General features: G+C 67.3%; 21 protein-coding genes. 11 read left to right on the plus strand and 10 right to left on the minus strand.

What is annotated here, in order from left to right; genetic code table 11:
* Window positions 1-807: an MOSC domain-containing protein gene (locus CIK77_RS01705; RefSeq protein WP_087055423.1), complete on the minus strand. Its 807-nt coding sequence runs from the start codon at window positions 805-807 to the stop codon at window positions 1-3.
* A 168-nt stretch (window positions 808-975) separates the two neighbouring features.
* On the opposite strand from CIK77_RS01705, the gene CIK77_RS01710 reads away from it, so the two are divergent.
* Window positions 976-1,728: an SGNH/GDSL hydrolase family protein gene (locus CIK77_RS01710; RefSeq protein WP_170934173.1), complete on the plus strand. Its 753-nt coding sequence runs from the start codon at window positions 976-978 to the stop codon at window positions 1,726-1,728.
* Window positions 1,729-1,745: 17 nt separating this feature from the next.
* Here CIK77_RS01710 and CIK77_RS01715 read toward each other — a convergent pair whose 3' ends face one another.
* Window positions 1,746-3,242, minus strand: coding sequence for a deoxyguanosinetriphosphate triphosphohydrolase family protein (locus CIK77_RS01715; protein ID WP_087055422.1), 1,497 nt, complete (start codon window positions 3,240-3,242; stop codon window positions 1,746-1,748).
* A 47-nt stretch (window positions 3,243-3,289) separates the two neighbouring features.
* Here CIK77_RS01715 and CIK77_RS01720 point away from each other — a divergent pair, with 47 nt between their 5' ends.
* A complete protein-coding gene (locus tag CIK77_RS01720; RefSeq protein WP_170934172.1) occupies window positions 3,290-4,036 on the plus strand; it encodes a formylglycine-generating enzyme family protein in 747 nt (248 codons plus the stop codon).
* A 91-nt stretch (window positions 4,037-4,127) separates the two neighbouring features.
* Here the strand turns inward: CIK77_RS01720 and CIK77_RS01725 are convergent, their stop codons facing one another.
* The 5 genes from CIK77_RS01725 to CIK77_RS01745 all read right to left on the minus strand — a co-directional run bounded on the left by CIK77_RS01725 (window position 4,128) and on the right by CIK77_RS01745 (window position 9,289).
* The gene (locus CIK77_RS01725; protein ID WP_249268629.1) at window positions 4,128-5,060 is read right to left on the minus strand and encodes a PfkB family carbohydrate kinase; all 933 of its coding nucleotides are present in this window, start codon (window positions 5,058-5,060) and stop codon (window positions 4,128-4,130) included.
* Entirely contained in the window at window positions 5,053-6,528 is a 1,476-nt protein-coding gene (locus CIK77_RS01730; RefSeq protein ID WP_087055420.1) for a purine-cytosine permease family protein, read from the minus strand. Before CIK77_RS01730 ends, CIK77_RS01725 begins: the two co-directional genes overlap by 8 nt.
* 40 nt (window positions 6,529-6,568) lie before the next feature.
* The gene (locus CIK77_RS01735; protein WP_087055419.1) at window positions 6,569-7,582 is read right to left on the minus strand and encodes an ADP-ribosylglycohydrolase family protein; all 1,014 of its coding nucleotides are present in this window, start codon (window positions 7,580-7,582) and stop codon (window positions 6,569-6,571) included.
* Window positions 7,579-8,301, minus strand: a complete 723-nt coding sequence (locus CIK77_RS01740) for a GntR family transcriptional regulator (protein ID WP_087055418.1) — start codon at window positions 8,299-8,301, stop codon at window positions 7,579-7,581. The genes CIK77_RS01735 and CIK77_RS01740 overlap by 4 nt, the downstream gene beginning before the upstream one ends.
* A gap of 172 nt (window positions 8,302-8,473) precedes the next feature.
* Window positions 8,474-9,289 carry a LuxR C-terminal-related transcriptional regulator gene (locus CIK77_RS01745; protein WP_087055417.1) on the minus strand — a complete coding sequence of 272 codons (816 nt, stop codon included), beginning with the start codon at window positions 9,287-9,289 and terminating at the stop codon, window positions 8,474-8,476.
* A gap of 88 nt (window positions 9,290-9,377) precedes the next feature.
* Between CIK77_RS01745 and hxlB the strand changes: the two genes are divergently transcribed.
* From hxlB to CIK77_RS01780, 7 genes are all read left to right on the plus strand, one after another.
* The gene (hxlB, locus tag CIK77_RS01750; RefSeq protein ID WP_087055416.1) at window positions 9,378-9,950 is read left to right on the plus strand and encodes a 6-phospho-3-hexuloisomerase; all 573 of its coding nucleotides are present in this window, start codon (window positions 9,378-9,380) and stop codon (window positions 9,948-9,950) included.
* A 91-nt stretch (window positions 9,951-10,041) separates the two neighbouring features.
* Complete coding sequence (gene hxlA / locus CIK77_RS01755) at window positions 10,042-10,665, plus strand: 3-hexulose-6-phosphate synthase (RefSeq protein WP_087055415.1); 624 nt, start codon at window positions 10,042-10,044, stop codon at window positions 10,663-10,665.
* Between the two features lie 119 nt (window positions 10,666-10,784).
* A complete protein-coding gene (locus tag CIK77_RS01760) occupies window positions 10,785-11,387 on the plus strand; it encodes a J-domain-containing protein (RefSeq protein WP_087055414.1) in 603 nt (200 codons plus the stop codon).
* A 144-nt stretch (window positions 11,388-11,531) separates the two neighbouring features.
* Complete coding sequence (locus CIK77_RS01765; protein ID WP_170934171.1) at window positions 11,532-12,722, plus strand: sensor histidine kinase; 1,191 nt, start codon at window positions 11,532-11,534, stop codon at window positions 12,720-12,722.
* Entirely contained in the window at window positions 12,719-13,420 is a 702-nt protein-coding gene (locus tag CIK77_RS01770) for a response regulator transcription factor (protein ID WP_087055412.1), read from the plus strand. The genes CIK77_RS01765 and CIK77_RS01770 overlap by 4 nt, the downstream gene beginning before the upstream one ends.
* Before the next feature lie 58 nt (window positions 13,421-13,478).
* Window positions 13,479-14,669: a hypothetical protein gene (locus CIK77_RS01775; protein ID WP_140403545.1), complete on the plus strand. Its 1,191-nt coding sequence runs from the start codon at window positions 13,479-13,481 to the stop codon at window positions 14,667-14,669.
* Window positions 14,670-14,697: 28 nt separating this feature from the next.
* Window positions 14,698-15,159: a DUF3817 domain-containing protein gene (locus tag CIK77_RS01780; protein ID WP_087055410.1), complete on the plus strand. Its 462-nt coding sequence runs from the start codon at window positions 14,698-14,700 to the stop codon at window positions 15,157-15,159.
* Between the two features lie 78 nt (window positions 15,160-15,237).
* On the opposite strand, the gene hrpB is transcribed toward CIK77_RS01780, so the two are convergent.
* Window positions 15,238-17,667, minus strand: coding sequence for an ATP-dependent helicase HrpB (gene hrpB, locus CIK77_RS01785; protein WP_249268628.1), 2,430 nt, complete (start codon window positions 17,665-17,667; stop codon window positions 15,238-15,240).
* 63 nt (window positions 17,668-17,730) lie between these two features.
* Between hrpB and CIK77_RS01790 the strand changes: the two genes are divergently transcribed.
* Complete coding sequence (locus CIK77_RS01790) at window positions 17,731-19,206, plus strand: recombinase family protein (RefSeq protein ID WP_087055729.1); 1,476 nt, start codon at window positions 17,731-17,733, stop codon at window positions 19,204-19,206.
* 628 nt (window positions 19,207-19,834) lie between these two features.
* Here the strand turns inward: CIK77_RS01790 and CIK77_RS01795 are convergent.
* Together CIK77_RS01795 and CIK77_RS01800 are read right to left on the minus strand one after the other, a co-directional pair.
* Window positions 19,835-20,563 (minus strand): hypothetical protein, encoded by a 729-nt coding sequence (locus CIK77_RS01795; protein ID WP_087055409.1) that lies wholly within the window; start codon window positions 20,561-20,563, stop codon window positions 19,835-19,837.
* The gene (locus CIK77_RS01800; protein WP_258861435.1) at window positions 20,560-21,501 is read right to left on the minus strand and encodes a hypothetical protein; all 942 of its coding nucleotides are present in this window, start codon (window positions 21,499-21,501) and stop codon (window positions 20,560-20,562) included. Before CIK77_RS01800 ends, CIK77_RS01795 begins: the two co-directional genes overlap by 4 nt.
* 534 nt (window positions 21,502-22,035) lie before the next feature.
* On the opposite strand from CIK77_RS01800, the gene mobF reads away from it, so the two are divergent.
* Entirely contained in the window at window positions 22,036-25,476 is a 3,441-nt protein-coding gene (mobF, locus tag CIK77_RS01805; protein WP_087055727.1) for a MobF family relaxase, read from the plus strand.
* Window positions 25,477-25,478: the final 2 nt, after the last annotated feature.

A 25,478-nucleotide genomic window follows, 5' to 3' on the forward strand; every position in this document is an offset into this window, starting at 1 on the left:
TCAGGTCGCACCCTCGTCCGGCACGACCTCATCATCGACGCGGATCGTGGCTCCGCCCTCGGGGAAAGGCGCATCGGGCAACAGCAGCACTCCCATCGTCGGGTCCGGCTGACCATTGAGCCGGGGGAGCGCGCCGAGCACATCCGCGTCGCGAACGCCCGTATCCGGATTGGCATGCGTGGCGAGGCACCGGCCGATCGGCTTGTGCACGCGGAACGCTGTACCTGAGATGCGAACCCGTCCCTGCCAGCTGAGCTCCTGCCAGGCGTCGACGCCGTCGATGACCACGTTCGAGCGGAACCGGCGCTCGTCGCCCGCGTCGCCGAGTTCGCGCTGGCTCGCCCTGGCATGCAGCGAAACGAAGCCGCGCGATCGGTCCTGGAATCGGGCGGTCTCGCCGTCACCGATCAGAGCAAGCGGAAGAACGTCGCTGCGACGCAGCCGCTTGGCATCGGGAGTGGTCCGCAGGAACTCGGTGACGGCCGAGACGATCTCCGCTCTGCCTGCATCATCGAGTCCCGCGTCGACGAGAACGGTGTTGTCGGCCTCGATGCGCAGTCGCCGTTCGCTCTCGTCGAAGCTGGTGCGCAGCCTCGCGAGCGATGGGAACGTCATCAGGGCGAGTCCCTTGCTCTTCGGCCAGTAGTCGCGGCCGTCCTGCGACTCCGGATGGATCGCCTGGGCGAATCGGAACGCGAGCACCCGATCGCCGGCCATCCGGCCGTCCGGCTGCACGCGCAGCTCGTCCCTGAGCTCGGGAGTGAACCCCTTCACGGGGTAGCGGTACAGCGCGGTTATACGTGGCATCGTCTGCTCCCGGTGTCGTGTTGGTCGTACCGGCGGGCGAGAAGATCGGCGGATGAGCTCACATTCGCCATCGTACGACGGTGGCTCCGCGGGCCTGTGTGTCGTCACCCCGTCCTGAATCGTGTCCGCACGGCCCCGGCACAGCCGCCGCGTTCGTAGGATGGCGAAGTGACGAACGTGCGGTTTGCAGCCATCGGCGACAGCTTCACCGAGGGCGTGGGGGATGAGCGACCGGATGGCACGCCGCGCGGATGGGCGGATCTCACCGCACAGGGCTGGGCCGCCGAGCTCGGCGAACCCATCGAGTACGCGAATCTCGCCATCCGAGGCAGGCTCGCCTGGCCTGTCGTCGACGAACAATTGGAACGAGCCCTTGCGCTGAAGCCCACGCACCTGTCGTTCAACGGCGGCGGCAACGACATGCTCCGCCCGGGGACGAAGATCGAGCGCATCGTCGACGCGTTCGTGAAGGTCGTGCTGCGCTGTCGACAAGAGGGCGTGAGGCCCATCCTGCTGGCCGGCGCCGATCCTTCTGACGGCCTGCCGCTGTCGCGCGTGATCCGTCGTCGTGGCGACGAGCTGACAGCGGCAGCCACCGCTCGGCTGCGGGCCGACGACGATATCGTGTGGGCGATCAACTGGACGGATGAACGGCTGCGCGACCCGTCGTTCTGGGCGCCTGACCGTCTGCACATGAACTTCCGCGGCCATCACCGGGTCGCTGCACGCGTGATCGATTCGCTGGGTATGCATCCCGATGCCTCGTGGTGGGATCTTCCGGATTCCGCAGAGGCGCACCTGGGAACACGCGAGTACTACCGTGCGCACGTCGCGCCGTGGGTGAAGCGGCGCGTGACCGGCCGCTCATCCGGAGACGGACGCGAGCCGAAGCACCCGGACTGGGTGGTCGTCGGCGACTGAACTCCGGAGTCGGCGCCTCACAGGCCCTGGCCGGCGTCCCAGAGCCGCTCCGTGCGACCGGCGAGCATCGCGTCGAGTGACGTCGCCTGTGCGTCGGTGAGCGATGCGACGTAGTCGATGATGCCGCGGCCTCTGGCGCGCCGATCGAGGTCGGCACCAGCCTGAACGGGAGCCAGTTCCGGTGCGTCGCGGGCCAGACGACGATAGTCGTCCGTGGCGAGATCGACGAGATCGATCAGACGCCGTGGAGCGCGCCGTGCGTCGCGCAGGTCGTCGAGCCACGCGGCGAATCCGTCGACGAGCCGCTCGAGCACACTCGCCTGGCCGCGCTGGTAGACCGCGAGGTCGGGACGCTCCAGGATGAAGCGCTGATGCAGGAACTTCAGCACGGCGACCTCGTGCCACGCCTGCCGGCTGAGGCTGACGTGCCCGGAGCGGACGTCCGGGTGCCTGTGCACCTCGATCGAGGACTGGAGCCTGGCGATCCAGCCCGTCGTGAATCTGGCCAGCGAACGCTCGCTCGCCAGCGACCCGTCGAACGGCTCGGCCACAAGACCGTCGATCACCTCGGTCGAGACCTTCGCGACGGCTTCGGCAAAGGCATCCGGATCGGCGATCCATGCGTCCTTGCGCCTCAGCTGCCGCCACAGCAGCTCCAATGAGTGCCCGGGCGTTCGCGTGTCGGCGACGAGCGCGGCCTCATCGAGGGAGCGCAGCCGCACCAGCTCGCGGTGCCACGTGCGGAACTCGGCGGAGAGAGTTGCGGGGTTCAGGAGCCCTGCGCGGTAGAAGTCGTCGAGATCGTGCAGCGAATACGCGATGTCGTCGGAGATGTCCATGATGGAGCATTCGACTGTCTGCTGGCCGGGCTCGATCCGAGGGTAGGCCGCGAGCGCCTGACGAACATCCGGCTCATCGATCGCATAGTGGTTGAACTTGCTGCTGCCGCCGCGGCGATCGCCGCCCTGCCCCCGTCGCCACGGGTACTTCAGCACGGCCGCGCGGACGGCGGCCGTGAGGTTGAGCCCGACACCCGGACGATCGTGCTCGTCGAGGCGAGTGATGATGCGGTACGTCTGTGCGTTGCCTTCGAAGCCCTCGGTGAGACCGAACCGCGTGCGGGCGAGGCGGTCGAGCGTCTGCTCGCCGAGGTGGCCGAACGGCGGGTGGCCGAGGTCGTGGGCCGCGGCGGCCGCCTGCACGACGACGGCGTGGGCACCGCCGAGTTCGGCGACGATGCGGCCATGCTCGTTGCGGCGCGTGGACAGGTGCGTGGCGATCGCGCGTGCGACGGCGGCGACCTTCACAGAGTGAGTCAGCCTGTTGTGCACCGCGAGACCTGCACCGGCCTGCGAGATCACCTGCGTGACGGCTGACAGGCGCGAGTAGAACGGCGAGAAGCGGATCCGCTCGAGGTCGACGCGGAAGTGCGGATGCCCCTCCGCACTCTGGAACTCGTTCAGCGTCTCCGGCAGCGTGCGCGCTTCGCGGGGATCGGTCGTCGTCTCCGGCATGGTTTCAGTGTTGCACGCGGTGCGCCGGCGTGCGGGAGACTGGAGGGATGACGCCCGACATCGAGATGGCCGAGCTCCCCTCCGGCACGGTGACGCTGCACGACGCGCGACGGAAAGTGCATCGCACGGTCGCACTCGAGCCGTTCGCCATCGGAGTGCTTCCGGTGACGGAGGAGCTCATGGCGGAACTCCTCGGCGTTCCGAGCGAGCACCCGCGTCGGCCCGCGGTCGACGTCAGCTGGCAGCGCGCCATCCGGTTCTGCAACGCGCTCTCGGAATGGGAGGGGCTCGACCCGGCCTACCGTGTGGACGCCGAGGTGGTCACGTGGCGGGTGGACTCTGACGGGTATCGGCTGCCGACCGAGGCGGAATGGGAGTACGCGTGCCGCGCGAGGTCGACGAAGCCGCAGTACGGCCCGCTCGATGAGATCGCCTGGACCGCAGCGGACCAGATCTCGCACCCTCAGGACGTCGGAGGGAAGCTGCCGAACCTGTTCGGCCTGTTCGACACGCTCGGCAACGCGTGGGAGTGGTGCTGGGACTATCTCGATCCCGCCAGGTACGGCGACTACCGGGTGTTCCGCGGCGGCGGCTTCGATGATGCGGCGTGGAGCGTGCGGGCCTCGACGCGGCGGGGCGGCGGGCCCCGGATGCATCACGACGACGTCGGTCTGCGGGTCGCGCGAGGCGGCTTCGACGGCCGTGATGCAGCGCAGGGCTGGTCGGTGGCCGCGGACGAGGAGAACGCGCTCATCGACGGTGCGGTGCCGTTCGGGTGGACGCCGCTGCGGTAGGGCGACGCGGCCGCCGAGCCGCGGGTGCGGAGCTCGGCGGGGCAGCGCCGCGAGTTCGGCACTCGACCGCAGCGAACGACGCCGCGGGTGTTCATCTGCGTGCCAGGGCCGCATCGATATCCGCGCCGTCGGGCGACGTCGATGGACCGAATCGAGTGACCGCCAATGCGGCCGCGACGTTGGCACGCCTGACCGCGCTTGGCAACGCCGACCCACGCAGCAGTGCGGCAGTGAGCACTCCACCGTGCGCGTCACCGGCGCCGTTGGAGTCGACGGCAGTCACTTGGAGCGTCGGGATCAGCTCGGCGGCGGTTCCTGCCTGGGACAGGAAGGCACCACGCTCTCCGTCACGGACGACGACCGAGCCGCCGTCCCGGATCATGCCGCTGAGATGTTCAGCGGCAACGGATGGCTCCCGACCTCCGCTCAGGATCCGCGATTCTCGAGCGTTCAGCGTCAGAATGTCTGTCCGGCGCAAGACCCGCTCGCCCGATGCAGCATCAGCGGCGCCGATGAGGGGCCCCGGATCGAAGATCACCCGAATACGACCGGGGAGCTCTTCGAGCCATCTCGGTATGGCGGCGGCATTGACCGGATGCGCAAGGCTGTATCCGGAGACGTAGACCACGTCGTCCTCGCGCACCGTGATGCCTGTGAGGTCGTCGTGCGTCAGCATCCCCTCGGCGCCTGCCGACGTGACGAACGTGCGCTCCGTGGTGTTGTCGACGAGGGCAACGCAGTAACCGCTGTCGACGTCCGCCACGCCGGACTGGGCGATCTCGAAATCGTTCTCGGACAGCGCCGCCCGCACGATCGAGCTGAATGGGCCGGTGCCGTACTGCCCGGTGAAGACGACCTCAGAGCCGTCCCGCCTTGCGGCGATCATCGTATTGAACCCGCCTCCCGCGGCGACCATCGACGAGCGCGCGAGCGTATCGCCGCCCGGTTCGGGGATCGCGTCGATCTGCATGACGAGGTCGACGATGACGTTGCCGACGAAGATGAGGCGCCCGGGCTCAGACACGGTCGCTGACCTTCGCCGCTCCCGCATCGCCAGATTCAAGCGGCACGGCACCCGCACGTGCCCCGCCGAGCACGAAGTAGAGGGCACCGGCCATGGCGAAGGTGACTACCCATGCCAGACCGTTCGTTGCCACCCACGTGTGCGAGAGCAGACCGGTGAACCACGGAGCATCCGCTGGCCCGACCTTGGAGAACAGGAATCCGACCACGATGGCAATGGCCCACGAGCCGAAGGCGCGCCATTCGACTCCGCCGCGGTACCAGTAGCCGCTTGTGGCGCGCAGGTCCAGCAGTGCATCCGGGTCGTAGTGCTTCCGCTTGATCATGTCGACGAGGAATACAGCGAGCCACGCGGTGATCGGAATCGCCAGAACTGAGATCAGCGTGATGAACGGGCTGTAGAAGCTGTCCGCAACAAGCATGAAGTAGAGCGCCCCGAGGAATGTCACGACCACGTCGAGAGTCACGGCGTAGATGCGCTTGACTTTGATGCCGAGTGTCAGCGTTGTGAGCCCGGCCGAGTACACCGACAGATGGTTCGAGAGAAGAAGGCCGCCGAACGCTGCGATCAGGTACGGCACTGCCATCCACGACGGCAGCAGCTCACGGATCGCCGCGACGGGATCGCTCGCTTCAGCGAGGGCAGGATCACCGATCGTCACCAACGATCCGATACCGATCAGAACGATCAGCGGGATGCCGGCACCCGCCGCTGCGGACGAGATGAGGTGACCGGCACGCACCGACTTGCGCTGATAGCGAGACATGTCTGCGCCGGCGTTGGCCCAGCCGATGCCCGTGCCCGCGGCGATGACACTGATGCCGACAAGCATCGCGCTGACCGGCCCCGGGGCTGCTTCGAAGACAGCATCCCAGTTCACCGTGGCGACGATGAACGCGGCGACAACTAGGTTGAGCGCGCCGAAGATCCACGTCGCCCACTTCTGAATGACAAGGATCGCTGCGTGTCCGAGACCGGAGACGAGCAGAGTGCATGCCTCGAAGATCACGATGGCGACGATGGCGAGCAGCGGAACGACCTTGGGATCGCCGGATACGCCGAACATGATCGTGAACAGCGACAGCAGCACGAAGGCGCCGGTGGTCGTGTTCACGGTTTCCCAGCCCAGACGCGAGAGCAGCGACACCGTCGTCGGGCCGATGTTTCCGCGCACGCCGAAGACAGCGCGAGAGAGCGTCATGCTCGGCGCTCCGCCTCGACGCCCGGCGATGGAGACGACCCCGACCAGAGCGAATGCGCCAGCAGCGCCAACGACAGCGACGACGACGGACTGCCAGAAGTTGAGGAGCTGGAACGCCACAAGGGATGCGCCCAGCGGCAGGCCGAGGATGGAGATGTTTGCGGCGAACCACACCCAGAAGAGCTGCAGCGGGTTGCCGTTGCGTTCAGAATCGGGAACGGGCTCGATTCCGCGCTGTTCGATGCGCGTGGGGATGTTGTCGCTCATGGACGTCCTTGTCGGTGGTGGTGGATGAGGGCAGAAGCAGTCAGCTCGCGCGCAGCGTCAGGAGCTGGCGCGCGATGGGTTCGAGGTCCAACGCGTTCACCGCCTGCATCTGATCCACGGCGTGTGTCGGCCAGATGGAAGCGCCATGACAGGCACCGAGTACGGCCCCTGCCATAGCGGCGATGGTGTCTGTGTCGCCACCGAGGCCGGCGATGAGACACAGCGTCTGCCATGCGTCGGTCGACACTGCGACGAGAGCAACCGCAGCCACGACGGACTCTTGCGACGCGACGGAAGTGCCTACCAGATCTCTCAGAACGTGGGAATGCTCGGTGACGGGCGTGACTCGCAGGAGATCGCGGGCCCACTCGATGCGGGAGGCGATCGATCCGCCGGCCATCCAGTGACCGCGCCGCTCACCCAGGCGTGCCGCGGAGATCGCTGTGGCGACGACGTCTTGAATCGTGCCGCCGTCGACGCCGACGCTCACAGCGGCGCCGATCGCAGACGCGCCCGCTATGCCGAGTGAGGTGTTGTGCGTGACGGCGCTCGCTTCAACGACGGCATCGATGAAGAGCTCGATATCGTCGGCGGAAGCCGCCACGCCGATGGGCGCGACCCGCATCGCGGCGCCGTTCGTCGTTCCGAAGCGACCGGACTCGCTCGCCGGAACGCCATCGAGGATGCGCTCGACGGCCCGCTTCGTGGACGGGCCGAGTAGGTCGAGTGATCCTTTGGCCTCCATGGCGCGCTCCCATTCGATGAGCGCAGCGGCGAACGCGCGTTCATCGATGTGGCCGTCGCCGTCGATCAGCAGCTGAGCCAGGAGCAGGGCCTGTTCCGTGTCGTCGGTGATGCTGCCGGCTGGCATGCCGTGCGCGATGCGCTGACGCGGACCTGCGTCGAGGAGGCCAGTGATCGCGCCATAATCGTCGGCGATCTCTCCCGGCGACATGGACTGTGTCGGCATGCCGAGCGCATCTCCGAGCGCGAGCCCGAGAAGCGCGCCGTGCGCGCGATCGAGGCGTCCGTCTGCGGATCGGGGAACAGTCATCGCAGGTCTCCAGATGTGACGTGCACGCGGAATCGGGCAGGGTCGAGCCAGCTCACAACACGCTCGATGAACTCGCCGTCAGCACCGCGTGCGATGCGGATGAGGTGCAGGAAGAGCTCTCCACTCTCACGGCTCAGGATCGCAGCATCCTCAGCGCTCAGGGGTGCCGTGCTGATCCACTGTTCGATCCGGGCCGGGGCGAGCCCTGACGCTGCCATCGTCGCCGCGAGGGAGTTGTCGATGAGCCCATCCTCGGGTGCGCGTGCAAGAGCGCCCACAGCGGGGACCCGGCTGCGTTCGAGTGACACGGGCCTGCCTTCGGCGACGTGTCGCGTGCGATCGACCGCCAGAAAGTCGACCGAATCGTTCCCGACTGTTGCGGCGAACTCGTGATCGGCGGTTCGCTCCATCCGCAGGATCTGAGAGTCGATCGTCACGTCGCTGCCGACCAGTGGCAGACCCCAGCTGGTCGAATCGCTGAACTCGTGGTCGTCGAACATGACGACGGAACCGACTCCGCTGCGAGTGTGAATCAACCGCTCGTTCGAGAGCTCTTGCAGAGCTTTGCGAACGGTGCCCCTGCTGACATCGAACTGCTGAGCAAGTTCGACTTCACCGGGCAGCATCGCTCCTCGGCTGTAGCGACCCGCCCGGATCGCGTCTCTGAGTTCAGAGGAGATCAGATCGTGCTTCAAGCTGCGGACAGACGGTGACGACATGAGCTGTACTGTACCTGTCTAGTTCCTGTTCAGGCAAATGTCCGTGCTCCGGTCGCCGCGACTGACGCGACCTCCTTGCACCAGGAATGCGCCACGCATCGACGGTGCGGTGCCGTTCGGGTGGACGCCGCTGCGGTAGGGCGCCATGGGCGACGAGCCGAAGTCGCGGAAGTCAGTGAAGCAGCGCTGCGAGCTCGGCGCGATTGCGCGTGCCCGTGCGGCGCAGCAGCTTCGACACGTGGAACTTCACCGTGTGCTCGCTCACGCCGATCTCGTCGGCGATCTCGCGGTTGCGCGCCCCTGACGCCACCTGCCGCATGATCTCGCGTTCGCGGTCCGTGAGATCACTCCCATCCAGCGCCGGTTCCGGCGGGTCCAGGGGAATGGTGATGTTCATCTCCGTGCCCCATCCAGGGGTGGACGCGACCCTCATGGTGCCGTCGAGGTGCGAGACCTGCTCGACGATCGGTCGGAGCGAGTCGTCGTGCGCGTCGATGTCGCCTGCGCCGTCGTCACGGATCCCCACCAGCAGATTCAGGCCGTCGCATCCCCACTCGATGCGCACCCTGCGCGCCTGGCCGGCGTCCGCGAACGTCAGTACGGCGTTGCGCACGATGGCGCGGGCGGCGTGTGCGACCTCGCCAGGCAGCGCCCGGCCGTTCGCCGGCGGCTCGACGAACTGCACGTCGAGTTCGCCGTAGCGCAGCAGCGGCCCGAGATCGCGGCGCAGGCGTTCGAACGCCCCGGTGACGGGCTCGACGACGGCGGCGCGATGCTCGATGGTCCACGTACGCAGCTCGACCAGTGTGTTGGTGGCGACCTCGGTGGCGGCCTGCCGCGCGGCACGGTCTCCCAGTCGCGGGGATCGGAGCGCGGCCAGGATCGCCTCCAGCATCACCGAGCAGCGATCGGCCTGTTCCGTGAGCGCTCGTGCCCTGTTCGCCTCAAGTGCGCGGTTCGAGCCGGTGCTGGTCGTGGGGGCGGGCATGGGGCCAGGCTACGCGACTAGCCGTTCGACTAGTCTCAGTCGCCGGTAGGTGAATGTGCGATTCCACCGCACCGGGCACCATAGAGGAATGACCACCGACACCGATGCGCTCGCATCCGCACTTCGACTCGTCTCCGGCGAGGTCGCGCCTCTCATCGGTCGCGTCGCCGCAGAGGCGAACGACGACGAGATCGTCACCGCCGTGCAGAACGCGAACCGCGTGTTCGTGCTCGGCGCCGGTCGTTCCGGCCTGGCACTGCGCATGACCGCGATGCGTCTCATGCATCTCGGCCTGACCGTGCATGTCGCCGGAGAGACGACCACGCCGGCGATCGCGGAAGGCGATCTGCTGCTCACTGCGAGCGGCTCCGGTACAACGGCCGGAATCGTGCGCGCAGCGACGACAGCGAAGAAGGTCGGCGCGAAGATCGTGGCGCTGTCGACCGCCGCGGAATCGCCGCTTGCGGAGCTCGCCGATCATCTCCTCGTGGTCCCTGGTGCGGCGAAGCTCGACCGTTCAGGCGATGCATCGGCACAGTACGCCGGATCGCTCTTCGAGCAGGCGGTCGTGCTGGTCGGCGATGCACTCTTCCACGCACTATGGCAGCGCGACGGCCGCAGCGCCGACGAGCTCTGGCCGAGTCACGCCAACCTCGAGTAGCCCTGCATCGCTCGCACGACGGGCGCGCCTGAGGCGCGTCCGCGAGTCGAGTGCGCCCATTTTCCACCGAACGACGACGAAGGAAGACACCATGAAGATTCAGTTCGCCATTGACACCCTCACGATCGAGCACGCGCTCGAGCTCGCCGCATCGGCGGCGCCGCACGTGGACGTGCTGGAACTCGGCACACCGCTGATCAAGGCGGAGGGACTGCCGGCCATCACGGCGATGAAGGAGGCGCACCCCGACAAGATCGTTCTCGCCGACCTGAAGACGATGGACGCCGGAGCGCTCGAAGCCGACATCGCATTCGCCGCAGGGGCCGACCTGGTCACGGTGCTGGGCGTCGCGGACGACAGCACGATCGCCGGCGCCGTATCGGCGGCGAAGGAGCACGGCAAGGGCGTCGTCATCGACCTCATCGGCGTACAGGACAAGGCGACTCGCGCCAAGGAAGCCGTCGCACTCGGTGCCGAGTTCGTCGAGATGCACGCGGGGCTCGACGAGCAGGCGCAGGAGGGCTACTCGCTGAGCGGTCTGCTCGAGGCCGGTGAAGCCTGCGGAGTGCCGTTCTCCGTCGCCGGGGGAGTGAATTCGGGATCGATCGCCGATGTGAAGAGCGCTGGAGCGATGATCGCCGTCGCCGGGGGCGCGATCTACGGAGCCGACGATGTTGCTGCCGCTGCGGAGGATCTGCGCGCTGCCGCCGCCTGATTCAACCGTGGAGGCCGGATGGGCCGGGGCATCGCTTCGGCACATCCGGCCTTTCGCGCGCCAGGCGACTCCGGCGCCCGGCGGTCCGTGCGGCGTATTCTGGCGGCGGAGGTGGCGACATGTCCGATCCGAGAGCCGACGCGGCGAGGTACCGCGCAGAACAAGACATGGGCGAGGAAGAGCTAGGCGCGGAGGGTGAACGCGCAGGGGCGGGATCACCGCAATGGGCGACGCAGGAGCAGCGCTGGGCGGCCGTCGAGACGGCGATCCAGTTGGCGATCCGCCGGGGCGAGTTCGACGACCTGCCGGGTGCTGGCAAGCCGCTCGAAGGACTCGACGGATCGAGCGACCCGAACTGGTGGATCCGGCGGAAGATCGAGAACGAGGGATTGAGCGGTATCGCGCCTCCCGCGATCCAGCTGCGCAATGAGCACCGTGCCATGGACGCGACCCTCGACGAACTCTCGCGGGAGTCAGACGTGCGCGCGCATCTCGATGACTTCAACTCCCGTGTCCGCCATGCCCGACTTCAGCTCGAGGGAGGGCCGCCCGTCGTGACGCCCACGCATGACGTCGATGCCGACGTGTCCGCGTGGCGGGAACGACGGGCACAGCGCTCTGTCGGCGCTGTCGAAGCGCGCGGCACGAGGCCCGACAGCGGGGACGGGACGACGCCAGCGGTGCGGTCCGGATGGTGGAGGCGCTTCACACGCGGGAGGTGAACGCAGGTCGACGGCACTGGACGGGAAGAAGCCGCGCTCCGAAGAGGAACGGGCCAGCCTGCATCCATGCGCCTCAGAGCAGCGCCCGCCGCAGTCACTCGGACGGGTGATGCATTCGCCGGGGTGTCGCGGGACACTGGACGGATGGACATCATGGGGGAGGTCGCCAAGCCCGATGCCCGGATCGATGGCAACGGAGTGCTGGTGTCCGCCGCGGTCATCACCGTCATCGCATTGCCGCTCACGGTGGTGACCTTGCTGCAGGCTCCGGGGATTCCGGTCGACGGAGGGCTCGTCGCCTGGCTCTCTGTGGTCTCCGTGCTGCTGCATGCCGCGGGGTTCCTCAGCCGATGGACTCCCGTCGTCGCCTTCGTCGCAGGCTCTGCCCTGATGCTCGTCTTCGCATTCACCACGATCCCCGGCTACTCGAGCGCGGCCATGTTGCCGTCATGCGTCGCCTACCTTCTGCTGGTGTGGAAGATGGCGTCGGATGGCGGCACGCGCCGCTCGTTCGGCGCGTTGGCCGTTGGGGTCACGGGAGCCGGGCTCATCACGACAGTGGATGCGCTGCGGCAGGATGGCCCGGAGCCGCTGATGCTGCTCGTGGAAGGCGGCGCACTCGTGGCAGGGATCGTCGCAGCCTGGGCCCTCGGCGCGCTCTCCAGGCTGCGTCGTCTTGCAGCGGCCGAGCGAGCCGAAGAGCGGATTCGACTCGCTCTGGCGGAGGAGCGGAACCGGATCGGGCGCGACCTGCACGACATCGTGGCGCACTCGCTTTCCGTGATGATCGCGCAGGCGGAGGCGGCGCGATTGACGGCGGGCACTCCCGGTTCGGATGGTGAGCTGGAGCGGGTGGCCGAGACGGGGCGTTCTGCGATGCAGGGGCTGCGCGGCATGCTCGGAGTGCTCGGCAACCCAGAATCGCAGCCGCTGGAACCGGTTCAGGGAATCGACGGTGTTCCCGCACTGGTCGCTCGCGCCCGAAGCGCAGAGCACACGATCGCCCTCGCGGTGCGGGGAGAGCCGAGACCGCTCGCCCCCGACGCGGGGCTTGCCGCGTATCGCATGACCCAGGAGGCACTCACGAACGCCATCCGTCATCTGACGGCGCCGCTGAGCATCGAGGTCGACGTCGAATGGCGGGAGCGCGAGGTAGCGGTGACCGTGACGGATGACGGAGGGCAGGGAACAGACCCGCACACCGGTGCGCCTCGCGGCGGGACGGGGCTGATCGGCATGGCCGAGCGGGTCGAACGCGCAGGCGGCACTCTGGAGATCCGGCGCAGCGTCGGCTGGCGCGTGCACGCCGTGCTCCCCATCGAGGCGTCGTCGTGACTGCGTCGGTGTCTGTGCTGCTCGCGGACGACCAGGAACTGCTCCGCGATGCGCTCTCCACGGTGCTGGGCGCAGACCCGCGGATCAGAGTGACCGGCGGCGTCGGCGACGGCGCGAGTGCGGTGGAGTACGTACGAGCGCATCACGTCGACGTGGTGCTGATGGACGTGCGGATGCCGGGGATGGACGGCATCTCCGCGACCGCCGAGGTGCTGCACGTCAGCCCGACCACGCGCGTTCTCATCCTGACCACGTTCGACCTCGACGAGTACGTGTTCGCAGCGGTGCGCGCAGGTGCCAGCGGCTTCCTGACGAAGGACACCCGACCGGCGGCTCTGGCCGATGCCGTCTGCCGTGTGGCCGAGGGTGACGCCGCGGTCGCGCCGAGGGCGGCAGCCGCACTGCTGCAGCACGTTCGGCGTCAGATTCTGCCATCCGGAGACCCTCTGGCCTCACTCAGCCCCCGTGAACGGGAGGTCTTCGGGCTCCTCGCCCGCGGCGCTTCCAACGCCGACATCGGGGCCCGGTTGTTTCTCACGGGGAACACGGTGAAGACGCACGTGCGAGCCGTGCTCTCCGGCCTCGGCCTGCCCGACCGGATCCACGTGGTGATCTGGGCGTACGAGAACGGCATGGTGCGGCCAGGCGACGGCAATCTTCGCGGCGCAGGTGGCGCGGAAGATCATCCGCCCGGGTGAGTCCTTCCCGCCCGCCGGAGTGAAGACCTGAGGCAGTGCGCGGCGGGATCGTGTTGGCATGACCTCACAACTCACACGCTCTTCCCTCCGTCCGAATCCGCCTGGTACCCGCGCATCACTCTGGGCAGGCACCGTGATCGCGGTCATCATGCTCGCCGCAGCGCTTGTCTGGTTGGTCGCCCCGCAGCTCGGTCCCTATGCGGATTCTCCCGCGCCGGTGCAGCTGCTCACCGGGACCGCCGGCGCCGGCCCGGTGATCGCGGCCGCCGTGCAGGCCGCGATCGGCGTGGTCGCCTCGGCGGTCGGCATCGCCGCCCTGTTCGGCCTGATGCGTCCCGGAGCGCTGCTCGCGGTCATCGGAATCGTGTGCGGCGGCATCACGGCGGTCGGCTTCGTCGGCTTCAACGGCATCGCGACGGCCGGCTACCTTCTCGCCTCCACCCTGCCAGTGCTCGTCATCATCACGGTGATCTTCGCCTGCCGGCGACCACTGATCGGCGGCATCGTCGTCGCGGCGGTGCTCGCGCTGCTGGCGTTCGTGTTCTTCGGCCCGACGCCGATCCCTCAGTTCTACGAAATGGCCGCGGTCGCATTCGTCGACGACCTCGTTGAGCTTTCCGCCACCGTGCTGAGCACGCTGTTCGCCGGTGTCTGGATCCTGTGCGGGGCACTGCTGCTGACGCGCGACCCCGGCCGGTTCGGCGCATTCGTCTCGCGTCACCGCATCGTGATCACCGTGCTCGCGGCCTGCTGCGCATTGCCCTACGTGATCGCGCGTGCCAGCTGGCTCACGCCGTGGCCGTTGTTCGGCGGCTCCGCGATCGAGGAATACGGCTCCACCGTCCTGGCGACCGGCTTGATGCTCGGTGCCGCCGTGCTCGCCGGAGGTGTGCTCACGCTCGGTCTGATCCTGCCATGGGGGTCGCGCCTGCCGCGCTGGCTCCCGCGCATCGGCGGTCGCCCCGTTCCCGTCGCCCTGGCGGTGGTGCCCGCGTCGATCGTGTCCGTGCTGTTCACCGCCGGAGGCGCGGAGGCTCTGCTGATGACCTTCGCGCAGAGCGGCGCGGTCGCCGTGGGCGAACTCGCACTCGTGCTCGTGCTTCCGTTCTGGTTGTGGGGCCCGCTGCTGGCGCTCGCCACCTGGGGATACGTGCTGCATCGCGCGGCGACGCCGCCCGCATCCGAGCACCGTGACGGGGCACGCGGGAGCGTAGCCTCCTCAGCGTTTGGCCGGAATGGTGTCGCATAGGCTGGCGGGAGTCGATCCGAGGAGTGCTGTGTTCCGAACGCCTGCCCGCCTGTACCGAGTCCTCGCGGTCGCTGAGGCGATCACGTGGACGATTCTGATCGCGGCGCTGATCGCCCGTGCCGTCGGTGCCCCTGGCGTCGTGGTGACCATCGGCGGCGGCATTCACGGGTTCGTGTTCCTCGCGTACGGCGCGACGGCGATCCTCGTGGCGTTCAACCAGCGGTGGTCGATCGGTGTCGGTGCGCTGGCGGTCGTCAGTGCAGTCATCCCGTACGCGACGATTCCGATGGAGATATGGCTGCACCGCACTGTTCGGCTCACCGGCGACTGGCGCCTCGAGCAGAGCGAACACCCGCAGGATCGCACCTGGTACGACCGCACCATGCGATGGTTCCTCCGTCATGCGTGGGTTCTCGTGGCGCTCATCGCGGTCGCCGTTGTGGCGCTCTATGTCATTCTGCTCGTGCTCGGTCCCCCCGGAGGGAAGTGAGCGGCGGCACATTCCGCCACAAGGCGCCCGATACGGCCGGATGATCCGCTCGATCATCCGAGGATCATCACGGGGGTCTCACCGCCGCAGCGCGCGTGTGGTGCGCGCCGTGGCCTGCGCCGTCCACGGGTCCTCCGGCCACGGATGCTTCGGGTACCGGCCGCGCATCTCCTTGCGGACGTCGCGGTAGGCGCCGTCCCAGAAGGCCGCGAGGTCGTCGGTGACCGCGAGCGGGTGCCGCGCGGGGGAGAGCAGGTGGAACAGCACGGGCACGCGACCGTCTAGCAGCCTCGGCGTCTGCGCCCACCCGAACACCTCCTGGAGCTTGACGGCCACAACGGGCCGGCCATCCGGATCATCCGGCTCCGGATAGGCGATCCGGACGCGGTTGCCTGATGGCACGTCGAGGCTCTCCGGGGCCAGTTCGTCGAGACGTGCGGCATTCGGCCACGGCAGCATGCCGCGCAGCGCTTGGAGCGTGTCGATTCCTCTCACGGATGCTCCGGCCGCCCCGATCATGGGCGCCAGCCAGTCGTCGAGCCGCGCAAGCAGCGCGTCAGAGCGTACGTCGGGCCACGGGGAACCGAGCTCGCGGTGCAGCAGCGACAGGCGGGCGCGAAGGCTCGACGCGGCGGCGGACCACGGCAGTGCGTCGATCCCGGTGTCCCGCACATGCGCGATGAGGGCGGGCCCAGTGTCCGCCGAGGTCGCGGCGACGGGCGTCGACGACAGCACGATCGCCCCGAGCCGCTCGATGTCGCGCACCCGAACGCGACCGCCCTCGAGACGTGAGATGCGCTCGCGCCTGAGCAGCCCGGCGGCGGCGCGGCGCGCGCCCTCTTCGTCCAAGGGTGCGGCGAGCCGGATCACCGCGCCGGTGTCGTCGGCGATCCGTCCGGAGGCGCGCTGCACATCCCACGCGGCGATCCACTCCGATACCGCGAGCGGGCTGCCCTCGGGGAGCGCGGCTCTGGTTCCCGAGGCGAAGACGTACGATCGCGAACCGGGTCCGACGCGGCGGGCGACCCACTCGGGGCGTGCGAGCGCCACGATGACACCCGGGGCTCCGGATGATGCGGTTGCGGCGCCAGGACCGTGCGAGTCTGCGGGTTTCACAGCGGAGACGGCGCGCGCGAGGCGACGCGCATCGGTGCGCCACCTGGAGCTTCCCGCTGCACGGTCGGCACCGAGCTCGCGGATGAGGCGCACGAGATCGGCGCCGTCGTCACGGAGGCCTCCGCTGAGGGCCGCGACGGTGTCGGCGGCGGTTCGGGTGTCGATGTCCATCGCCGTCGCGGCCAGGAGCGCTCGTCCCTCGCGCGGTCCGGTGGGAAGCCGGGAGACGCGTACGCCGAGCGGTGTGATGCGCCCGGCATCATCGACGAGCTCCAGTGCGCGCAACGTCGCCACGGCGTCGGCCATGGCAGCGGTGGGTGGGGGAGTGATCAGCCGCAGGCCGACAGCCGACGGCGTCCCCCACGCTGCGAGGAGAAGAGCGGCGTCGGTGAGATCGGCCGATTGGATCTCGGGGGTGGCGAGTGCGGGCATCCTGGCGTGGTCCGCTTCGCTGTAGACGCGGATCGCCCTGCCTGGTCCCTGTCGGGCGGCGCGTCCGGCACGCTGCTCCGCACTGGCGCGCGACGCGCTCACGGTGACCAAGCCGGACATGGCGCGGGCGGCATCGCGCCGCGGCTCACGGGAGAGACCCGCATCGACGACCAGCCGCACACCGGGCACGGTGAGAGAGCTCTCCGCCAGCGACGTGCTCACGACGATGCGCGGTGCATCGCCTGGCGACGCGCGACCGCGCGTGGCGCGGTCCTGATCCCGGGCGGGCAGTCGGCCGTGCAGGGGAAGAGTCTCCACGCCGGAGGCGCGGCTGCGGATCCTGCGCACCACCTCGTCGACGTCGCGCGCCGACGGCACGAACACGAGCGCGTCGGCGGCGGCAGTCGCCTGACCGGCGACGGCGACCGCCGCGACATGGTCGAGGAAGTCTCGCGTCACCCCGCGCGTATTCATGCGCGGTGCAGATTGCGGGGCGTAGTCGACGGTGAGCGGATGCAGCGGGGACGGAATATCGACGATCGGCGCCGAGCCGTCCGGTGCGATGACCGAGGCGACAGCGTCGGCATCGAGTGTCGCTGACATGGCGACCAGCACAAGGTCGTCGCGCAGCTCACGCACCTCGGCGAGCATGCCGAGCAGCAGATCACCGTCGACGGAGCGCTCGTGCACTTCGTCGAGCACCACAGCGGCGACCCCGTCGAGCGCCGGGTCGGCGAGCAGACGCCGCAGCAGCACGCCGGGAGTGACCATCTCCACACGCGTGTCCGCGCCGACGCTGCTCTCACCGCGCACCGAGAACCCGGCGGCATCGCCGAGCGGCGTGCCGTCGAGTTCTGAGAGCCGGCGCGCCGCTGCACGCACGGCGACCCGGCGCGGCTGCGTGACGATCACGCGGCCGGAGGCGCGCGGCGCGAGCAGGTTCGCCACCAGCGCCGGCACGAAGGTGGTCTTGTCGACGTGTCGGGTTTGACCGACGTACCTACCAGGTGAATGGAGGTCGTCATGAACGGCACGAATATCAACGACAGCATGGAGCAGGTGATCGTCTATCTGCGCATCAGCGAGGATCGCACGGGCGCGGAGGCCGGGGTTGAGCGGCAGCGGCAGGACTGCCTCGACCTTTGCCACCGGCTCAGTGTGGAAAACCCTGCCGTGTTTATGGATAACGATATCTCCGCGTATGGAAACAAGAAACGCCCCGGCTACCTCGATCTCCTTGAACGGGTGAAGCTCGGTCCCACTCGGATCGTGGCGTGGCATGTGGATCGGCTTTATCGGAAGCCGCGCGAGTTGGAAGATCTCATCGATCTCGTGGAGTCGCATCCGATCCGCATCGATACCGTCAAAGGTGGCGCGTTCGATCTGAACGCGCACGAGGGCCGGTTGATGGCCCGCCAGTTGGTCGCGATCGCGTCGTATGAGTCGGGGCATAAAGCCGACCGCATTCGTCGTGCGAATAGGCAGAAGGCGGAGCGGGGTGAGTGGCATGGTGCCCCGAAGTACGGGTACGGGCTCGGCGGTGTCCTCATCCCTGAAGAAGCCGCTGTGATTCATGAGATGGCGGACAGGTTCCTTGCGGGTCAGTCGGTGCGGCAGATCACGATGTGGCTCAACCGCGACGGTGGCCCGGTGCCGCCGTCGAAGGGGAAGAGTCGCTTGAATGTGTGGCACGCATCAACGGTGAAGTCGATCCTCTGCTCCGCACGCATCTCGGGGCAGCGTGCCTACGACCCTGACGCGCCGCGTGGGGGTGAGAAACCCGGTGGGCGGGCGATCCTGGGGCCGGGGAACTGGGAAGCGATCATCACCCCGGAAGAAACCGAACGCATCCGCGCCGTGTTCGCAAACCCCGACCGCAGGGTCGGTCGATCAGCGAAGAGTCTCCTTGCCGGGATCATCTCCTGCGGGAAGTGCGGCAATACTCTCGTCACCGGTGGCTGGCGCACCGGGCAGACTGCCCCATCGAAGCAGCACTTCTACCGGTGTCTCCCGCTCCCAGGTCGCCCGGAACGCGGCGGACTCTCAGCCAGCGCCGCAGGTGTCGAAGCGGTCGTTACGGAGTCGATCATCCTCCGCCTCGCCGCAACCACTCTCCCCGATATAGCACCGGGTGAAGACGGCGGAGTCGCAACAGCGATGGCCCAGATCACTGCTGCGAGGCAGCGGATGGAGGACATGGCCCGCGACTACGGAGCAGGCCTCCTCACCCGCGCAGAACTCCACGCCGCGAAAACCGCAGCACAACACTCCATCACCGAAGCGGAACGACTCCTCGGGCGTACCAGCAAGTCCGCAGCATTGAAGGGCATCCCCATCGGCGACGAGACTGCGCTGCGGGAAGCGTGGGCGTCGGAGTGGTCGATCCCACAGAAACGCGCCATCATCGCCGCCCTCGTCGACACCCTCGTGATCCTGCCCCTCCCCAACGGTGGCGCAAGATTCAGGCCCGAACGAGTGCAGATCACCTTCAAAGCCTGACACAAAGAGCGCAGCGCATACAGGCGATCCCCGGAAGCGCTGCATCGAGAGCACGGCGGGGTCAAGCTTCGGGTTTGGTGAGCACACGGAGCTTTGAAAGCGCGACCGGGTCAGTAACGGCGAAAGACACCCCCGACCGCTCACACGCCTCCCGAACGAACGCCTCCGGGTCGAAGCCTGGCGGAAGCTTGCCCGGCAATTGCGCCCGCCTCCGATGTGGGATCCGTACCTGACTGGTGCGGGAAATACATGGGGTGTCAGTGGTGTGCATGATCGTGTTCATACACGACAGGTGCGTCACCCAAACCACAACATCTAGTATTTACCCGAAACATGAGCTACTATATGTGCTCACGCAACTCAATCGGGGACCCGGTGCGGTGGTCGTGATTCACAACCACCGGGAGTGTTGATTCAACACCCCCGACCGGCAGAAATCGGTTCACCACAGAACTGTTTCATCCCAGATGAGACGGTGGAGCCGAATCGGCACCACCGTGATACGGCTCAGCGACAGACTCTCCCGGATCAGGCAGTCCCACCGAATCGATGGCACTGCGGTTCACCCCTTAGACAGCAAACCCCAGGCCGCACGGTGGGGCCACGGTGGCATGAGCGTGCGTGAGTGTCAGTCGGAAGTCGTTGCCTCAGGCATCTTGATTCCCTCGAAAGGGGTTGCGCGGCGGATGAACTCGGCACGATCTGTTTCGCTGATCGTCGTGATCCCATAAAACAAGGAAACGCCCGCCACGAGTTCGTCGTCGCTCTCGCCCGCCTGGTAGTCGGGGTTGAGCGTGTCGTCCTGGATGGTGACGTCGAAGAACTCAGCTCCGCGATGGAAGCTCCCTACCCGCATCCACTCGGGATACTCCTCGAAGTAGGTGTCACGCGCTTGGTCAGTGATCTCATACCGTTCCGCGATCTGTCGAACGGTGTCGATGACCGCGTCCCATTGTTCGACAGGAATCTCGACGTTCACCTCATGGATTGCAGAGTTATAGGTGGTCAGTAGCGATTTGCCGCCGTACCCGTTGCCTTCCTCCGGATACCAGCCACTTTCGCTTTCTACCGTCCACTCGCTGATGCCGTACTCAGTTTCGAGAGTGTCCTGAACTTCGACGATGAGCTGGCCTGCCCGTGCTTCAACCTCTTCAGCAGCGGGGAGCATCAGCACATCGCTTGCTGGGATGCCCGCACTCGCCGGGTAGTCGACCCAATCGACGGTGACCGTGTTCCCCTCAGCATCGGTCGAGGTTGTCGTCGGTGATGGTGTGCAGGCAGACAGCAGGATCACTGCTGCTACGGCAGCTGCCGTGCCGAGCGCGACACGCGGCCGCAGTCGTGTTCCGATCATCATGTTGGGTTCTCCTGTCTGACCCAATCGGTGCGTTCACCGTTCTCTTCAACTACCCACCGCACAGGATCATCGATGTAGCGCACGTTCGGTGTAAACCAGAACGTCTGATCCGGGTCCCAGCCCGCGATCACGGTAGCGGTCTGCTCATCGACAGGGATCGCGATTCCCGCCGCAGAGAGATAGGTCTGTGTCTGGAGGTGTACAGCGTCGTAGTGTTCGGCGACTTTCGCCCAGTCCGGGACCACCCAAGCACCGTCTCGCCCGGTGGCGCGGTACCAGTCGTGACGCTTTTGCGCGGTGACCTCGATCGGGAACCGCGCGCATAGATCCGCCCACGCTTCGGCGGTGTCAATCTCGAAGATACGCAGCCCAGCGGGTACCCCCAGCCGCCGCGTGTTCGCTTGCTCCCAGCCGAGGCTGTCTTCCACGAACCACAACCCGGCAGGACTCTCGTCGAACAGTGCCCTGGTGGTTGAGGGAAGCTCCCACGGTGGGCGTGACCACCAGTTCCCGCTCCAGTTCGCGGTCACATCCGACGGACGCTCCCGCCGAGCAGCCAGTTCTTCCTCGACGATCTGATCCCGCACCTTGCGGAGTAATGCCATCGGGTCTGCCATGATCTCGTGCGTTGGTGCGTCATCCCACTCCACCTGCCATTGGGAACGCTCCGCCACCGGCTCACCCCACCACGTGGCATGCGCAGACGCGGCAATGTGCTCCGCGACGCGGCGAAGCGGAACCTGCAACTCATCTGACACCGCAAGTACGTCGCTCCCGTCCGCCTCCTGCCAGTACCTGGCCGAACCGACCGGCTCGGAGACGCAGTCACGCAACAGTTCCGGGGTCACTTCGGCCAACGACACAGTTTCCAAGCGCGCTGCAACCTCAGCGGGGGCGACCTCCCGAACCTCCCCACCGACGTTGCCGATCAACTGCACCGATGTGCCCTTGCCTGGGTCAAGGTGATACGAGGCGAGAAAGACTCCCGCGTTGAACGAGTCCTCACGGTACTCGGGGACGTGGAGGCGATCGGATGCGATCGCATACTCGAGGAGCAGGCGTCGTCCCCGTGGCCCGCACATGAGGAGGTCTGCCAGCGAGGTTGTGTCGATCATGCGGACACCACCCACGGTGCGGACGAGAAGTTACCGCGTCGCATCCGCTCAGAGGACGGATCGAAGTCGATGCTTGACACCCGCTTCTGAGCGTCAAGCCGCGTCAAGGTGGGATCAGCCGCAGAGAGACCCCAGGCTGTCTCAAATCCGGCAGACAACCCCACGTCGTAACAGGCCTGAGCCCGCTCACTTACCTCCACCAGAATCCGCACCCCCCGAGTCTACGAACCGACCCTGAGAACCCGACTGCCTGGCTCCTCGGCTCAAACACTCCTCAGCAACAAAGTGAGGGACGCATACTACGGCGGGGCCGTGGTGCGTACCTCCCTCATGAGACCACTCATGAGGGAGGACCAGATGAAGGGCGGTATCACCCTGTTCCGGGGTGTCGGCTCGGCTGCGCGCCGGTATCTGGAGTCCGACCGTGCCACCGCAGACGACTACTACCTCGAAGCCGGAACCGCCCTCGCGAACTTCACCATCACCAACGCGGCAGGCGAGATCATCGGCGCACGCACTCTCGACGCGGATGAGTACGCGGCGTGGGTCGACTGGACCGACCCGACGAGCGGTACCTCGATGGGCACGCCGCGTGAGGCCGGTGGCGGGAAGCGCGGGTCGCCGCGGTTTGCGGAGATGGTCATCAACGCTCCGAAGTCACTCTCGATCGCTGCTGCGTTGCACCCTGAAGTCTCAGCGGTGCTCGATGTGGCGCAGGCGGATGCGACGGCAGAGATACGCCGGTGGCTCGCACAGAACTCCACCACCCGTGTCGGCCCACGCGGGGCGCAAGAGGTCGTGTCGGTCGAGTCATTGCAGACCGTGGCTGTGACGCATAAGACGAGTCGTGCGGGTGATCCGCACCGGCATATCCACTTCCAGATCGGCACCCGCGTGCAGGCGGCAGGGGAATGGCGTGCTCTCGACACCGGCGCACTGTTCAAGCAGCAAGGCGCGATCCGCGCCCTCGGCACCGCCATCATCGCCGCACACCCGCAGCTTGCCGATGTACTTGACCGGAAGGGTCTCACCCTCGATCCGGTGACGGGCGAGGTGGTGGAGTTGCAGCCGTTCAACCATGTGATGTCGAAGCGCGCCCGCCAGGTCGAGCGCAATCTCGACAGGTTCGAAGCCGAATGGGAAACTGCGCACCGCGGCGAGACCGCAGGCCCCATCATCCGGGCGCGCTTGCTGCACAAGGCTTGGGCGCACGAGCGTCCGGGCAAGAAGCCCTCCGTGCTGGCGACAGAGGCCGGTTGGAGGGCCGAACTCGCCGACGCCGGATACGATCCCGACAGCCTTACGAAAGCGGCACAGCGCCCGACCGTGGGGCTCGATGACCTCTCGATCCAGGAAGTGGCGTCACGCGCGTTGGATCGGTGCGCCGCCGGCTCGTCGGCGTGGACGCCGCACCAGGTGCGGGAGCACGTCACCCGGATCACCACCGAGCACGGTGTCAGTGCGTCGCCGGTGGAGCTGCGGGAGTTCGTGCACCTCGCAACCGAGCTGGCGGTGTCCGATTGCTTCTCGATCCTGCCCGAGCATGCTGCACGCCCGGATCATGTTGCGCACCTCACGAGCGTCCGCGTTGTGCAGGCCGAGGCTCGGCTGTGCGACCTCCTCACCGCCGCAAGACCCGAACGGGGAGTGCAGCATTCAGGGGTTGCGGCACTGTCGTCTGCGCAGAGACTGGATGCTGACCAGTTGCAGGCCGCCGCAGCCATTGCATCGACCGATCCGCTCGTCATCGTGGAAGGAGCAGCAGGCTCAGGGAAGACAACGATGCTGCGCCCCGCCATCGACGCCGCAGCCACCGACGGCAGACGGACACGGGTGGTCGCTCCGACGAAGAAAGCCGCGCAAGTCGCGGGCGAAGCGCTCGGCATCCCCGCCGACAGCGCTGCCGCCCTGGTCTATTCGCACGGGTTCCGGTGGAACGCCGATGGCGTCTGGACGCGTCTCACAGCGGGTGACACCGATCCCGATAGCGGGCGAACCTTCGACGAGCCTCCCGAGCATGCTCGGCTTGCTCCCGGTGAGCGGGTGGTGGTGGATGAGGCGGGGATGCTCGACCAGGACACCGCCATCGCCCTGTTCACCGTGACCGCCGAAGCAGGTGCGACGGTTGCGCTCGTCGGTGACCGCGCACAGCTTCCCGCCGTCGGACGCGGTGGCGTCATCGACATTGCTGCGCAGATACGCGGCATCACGTTGGATATGACCGGGCTGCATCGCTTCACCGACCCCGCATACGCAGCCCTGACGCTGCAACTGCGCGACGGCGCTGATCCCGCTGCGCTGTTCGACCGGTTGCAGGAGATGGGGCTCGTGCACCTCCACGATTCGGAGGATGCGCTGCGCGCGCACATCGCAGCGGCTACTACGCCAGGTGATGCGGTGACGGTGGCGACGAATGAGGAAGCACGAGAACTCAACGCCCGCATCCAAGCAGCACGTCTCGAACGGGGCGTACTCGACCACACCCGCACCGTAACCGGCAGTGACGGGCTCGATATCGGTGCCGGTGACGTGATCCAGGTCCGGAAGAACGACAGCGCCATTGGGGTGGCGAACCGGCAGACGTTCACCATGCAACACGTCACCGACAACGGCACCGTGTTCGCGGTCGAGAACGGCACCGACCGGAAACGACAGCAGACCGTGCGGCTTCCCGCCGACTATGTGAAAGAGCATGCGCACCTGGCATACGCGTCCACTGCCTACGGGGTGCAAGGCACCACCACCGACGCCTCGCATACGGTGCTCGGGGATGGGCTCGATGGCGCAGGGACCTACGTCGGGATGACCCGAGGACGAGGGACGAACACCCTCCACATCACCGCCACCGACCCCGACGACGCACGGGCACAGTTCGTGCAAGCCATCGAACGTGACCGGGCAGACCGAGGACTCGCCGCCGCCACCCAGGATGCGCGAGAAGCCGTCAACGGACTCATCACCAACGGACCCGTAGCGTTCGTGAACGCCGAGCGCGAACGCCTCACCGAAGCGATCCAGCATGCAGAGCAGGAAGCAGCGAGATGGGAGCGAGCCGTTTCCTTGCTTGAACGGCAGGTGCAGGAGCAGCACGCCGAACGTGAAGAACTCGACCCGCAGATCGCTGAGGCAGAAACACGGCTCGCGCATGTCCTCGATACGGTGATGCCGTCACTGCTGGTGGACGCTGAGCGGGACGGCACCGTCTACCTCGACCATGCGGCGGAAGCAGAGCGTGCCGCCGCCGCGCACCGGGCGGCGGGCAGGTTCAAGAAACGATCCACCGCAAAGACACTCAATACCGCAGCGACCGTACGTGAGCAGGCCCGACGGGATATCCGGGACCGGTGGGGGTCCGAACCACGAGCCGGCCGTGACCTTGAACAGTGGACACAGGAGGTCACCCAACGGCAGACGGCAGTGATTCCGCAGGTAGTTGAAGCATCCGATGCCCTTGAACAGGCACGCACAGCCCGCTCCAGCGCGGTCGGAAGACAGTTGCGCGATCGCGCCCAGCTCACAGGTGACGTCTTCCAGCACTATCTCCCCGGACAGGCGCACCACGGCGGAGTCGCGAGGTACCGGGATCACTGGCAAGAGCGCACGAGCGAGCTCCGCGAACACCTGGCCCAGATCGAAGCGCTCCCACCAAGTCAGTCCGCAGCCCTAATCCGGCAACGGCACGCTGACGCGGAAGCCGTCGCACGTGCACAGGCACAACGGCAAGAACAGCTGCGCTCGATCGAACATGAAGCGGACCGTCACACAGACCGAGACTCCGGGCACGGACTCGGGCGATGACC

Origin of the sequence: Microbacterium sp. JB110, from assembly GCF_003335195.1 — a bacterium.
In the GTDB taxonomy this organism is placed as follows: Bacteria; Actinomycetota; Actinomycetes; order Actinomycetales; family Microbacteriaceae; genus Microbacterium.

What these genes read in the sequence shown, in the direction of transcription:
- CIK77_RS01740 (WP_087055418.1), bottom strand. Translation starts at nt 8,301, where the DNA reads ATGTCGTCACCGTCTGTCCGCAGCTTGAAGCACGATCTGATCTCCTCT.
- CIK77_RS01775 (WP_140403545.1), top strand. Translation starts at nt 13,479, where the DNA reads ATGACCTCACAACTCACACGCTCTTCCCTCCGTCCGAATCCGCCTGGT.
- CIK77_RS01745 (WP_087055417.1), bottom strand. Translation starts at nt 9,289, where the DNA reads ATGCCCGCCCCCACGACCAGCACCGGCTCGAACCGCGCACTTGAGGCG.
- CIK77_RS01720 (WP_170934172.1), top strand. Translation starts at nt 3,290, where the DNA reads ATGACGCCCGACATCGAGATGGCCGAGCTCCCCTCCGGCACGGTGACG.
- hxlA (WP_087055415.1), top strand. Translation starts at nt 10,042, where the DNA reads ATGAAGATTCAGTTCGCCATTGACACCCTCACGATCGAGCACGCGCTC.
- CIK77_RS01790 (WP_087055729.1), top strand. Translation starts at nt 17,731, where the DNA reads ATGAACGGCACGAATATCAACGACAGCATGGAGCAGGTGATCGTCTAT.
- CIK77_RS01730 (WP_087055420.1), bottom strand. Translation starts at nt 6,528, where the DNA reads ATGAGCGACAACATCCCCACGCGCATCGAACAGCGCGGAATCGAGCCC.
- CIK77_RS01715 (WP_087055422.1), bottom strand. Translation starts at nt 3,242, where the DNA reads ATGCCGGAGACGACGACCGATCCCCGCGAAGCGCGCACGCTGCCGGAG.
- hxlB (WP_087055416.1), top strand. Translation starts at nt 9,378, where the DNA reads ATGACCACCGACACCGATGCGCTCGCATCCGCACTTCGACTCGTCTCC.
- CIK77_RS01735 (WP_087055419.1), bottom strand. Translation starts at nt 7,582, where the DNA reads ATGACTGTTCCCCGATCCGCAGACGGACGCCTCGATCGCGCGCACGGC.
- CIK77_RS01765 (WP_170934171.1), top strand. Translation starts at nt 11,532, where the DNA reads ATGGACATCATGGGGGAGGTCGCCAAGCCCGATGCCCGGATCGATGGC.
- CIK77_RS01760 (WP_087055414.1), top strand. Translation starts at nt 10,785, where the DNA reads ATGTCCGATCCGAGAGCCGACGCGGCGAGGTACCGCGCAGAACAAGAC.
- CIK77_RS01795 (WP_087055409.1), bottom strand. Translation starts at nt 20,563, where the DNA reads ATGATGATCGGAACACGACTGCGGCCGCGTGTCGCGCTCGGCACGGCA.
- CIK77_RS01705 (WP_087055423.1), bottom strand. Translation starts at nt 807, where the DNA reads ATGCCACGTATAACCGCGCTGTACCGCTACCCCGTGAAGGGGTTCACT.
- mobF (WP_087055727.1), top strand. Translation starts at nt 22,036, where the DNA reads ATGAAGGGCGGTATCACCCTGTTCCGGGGTGTCGGCTCGGCTGCGCGC.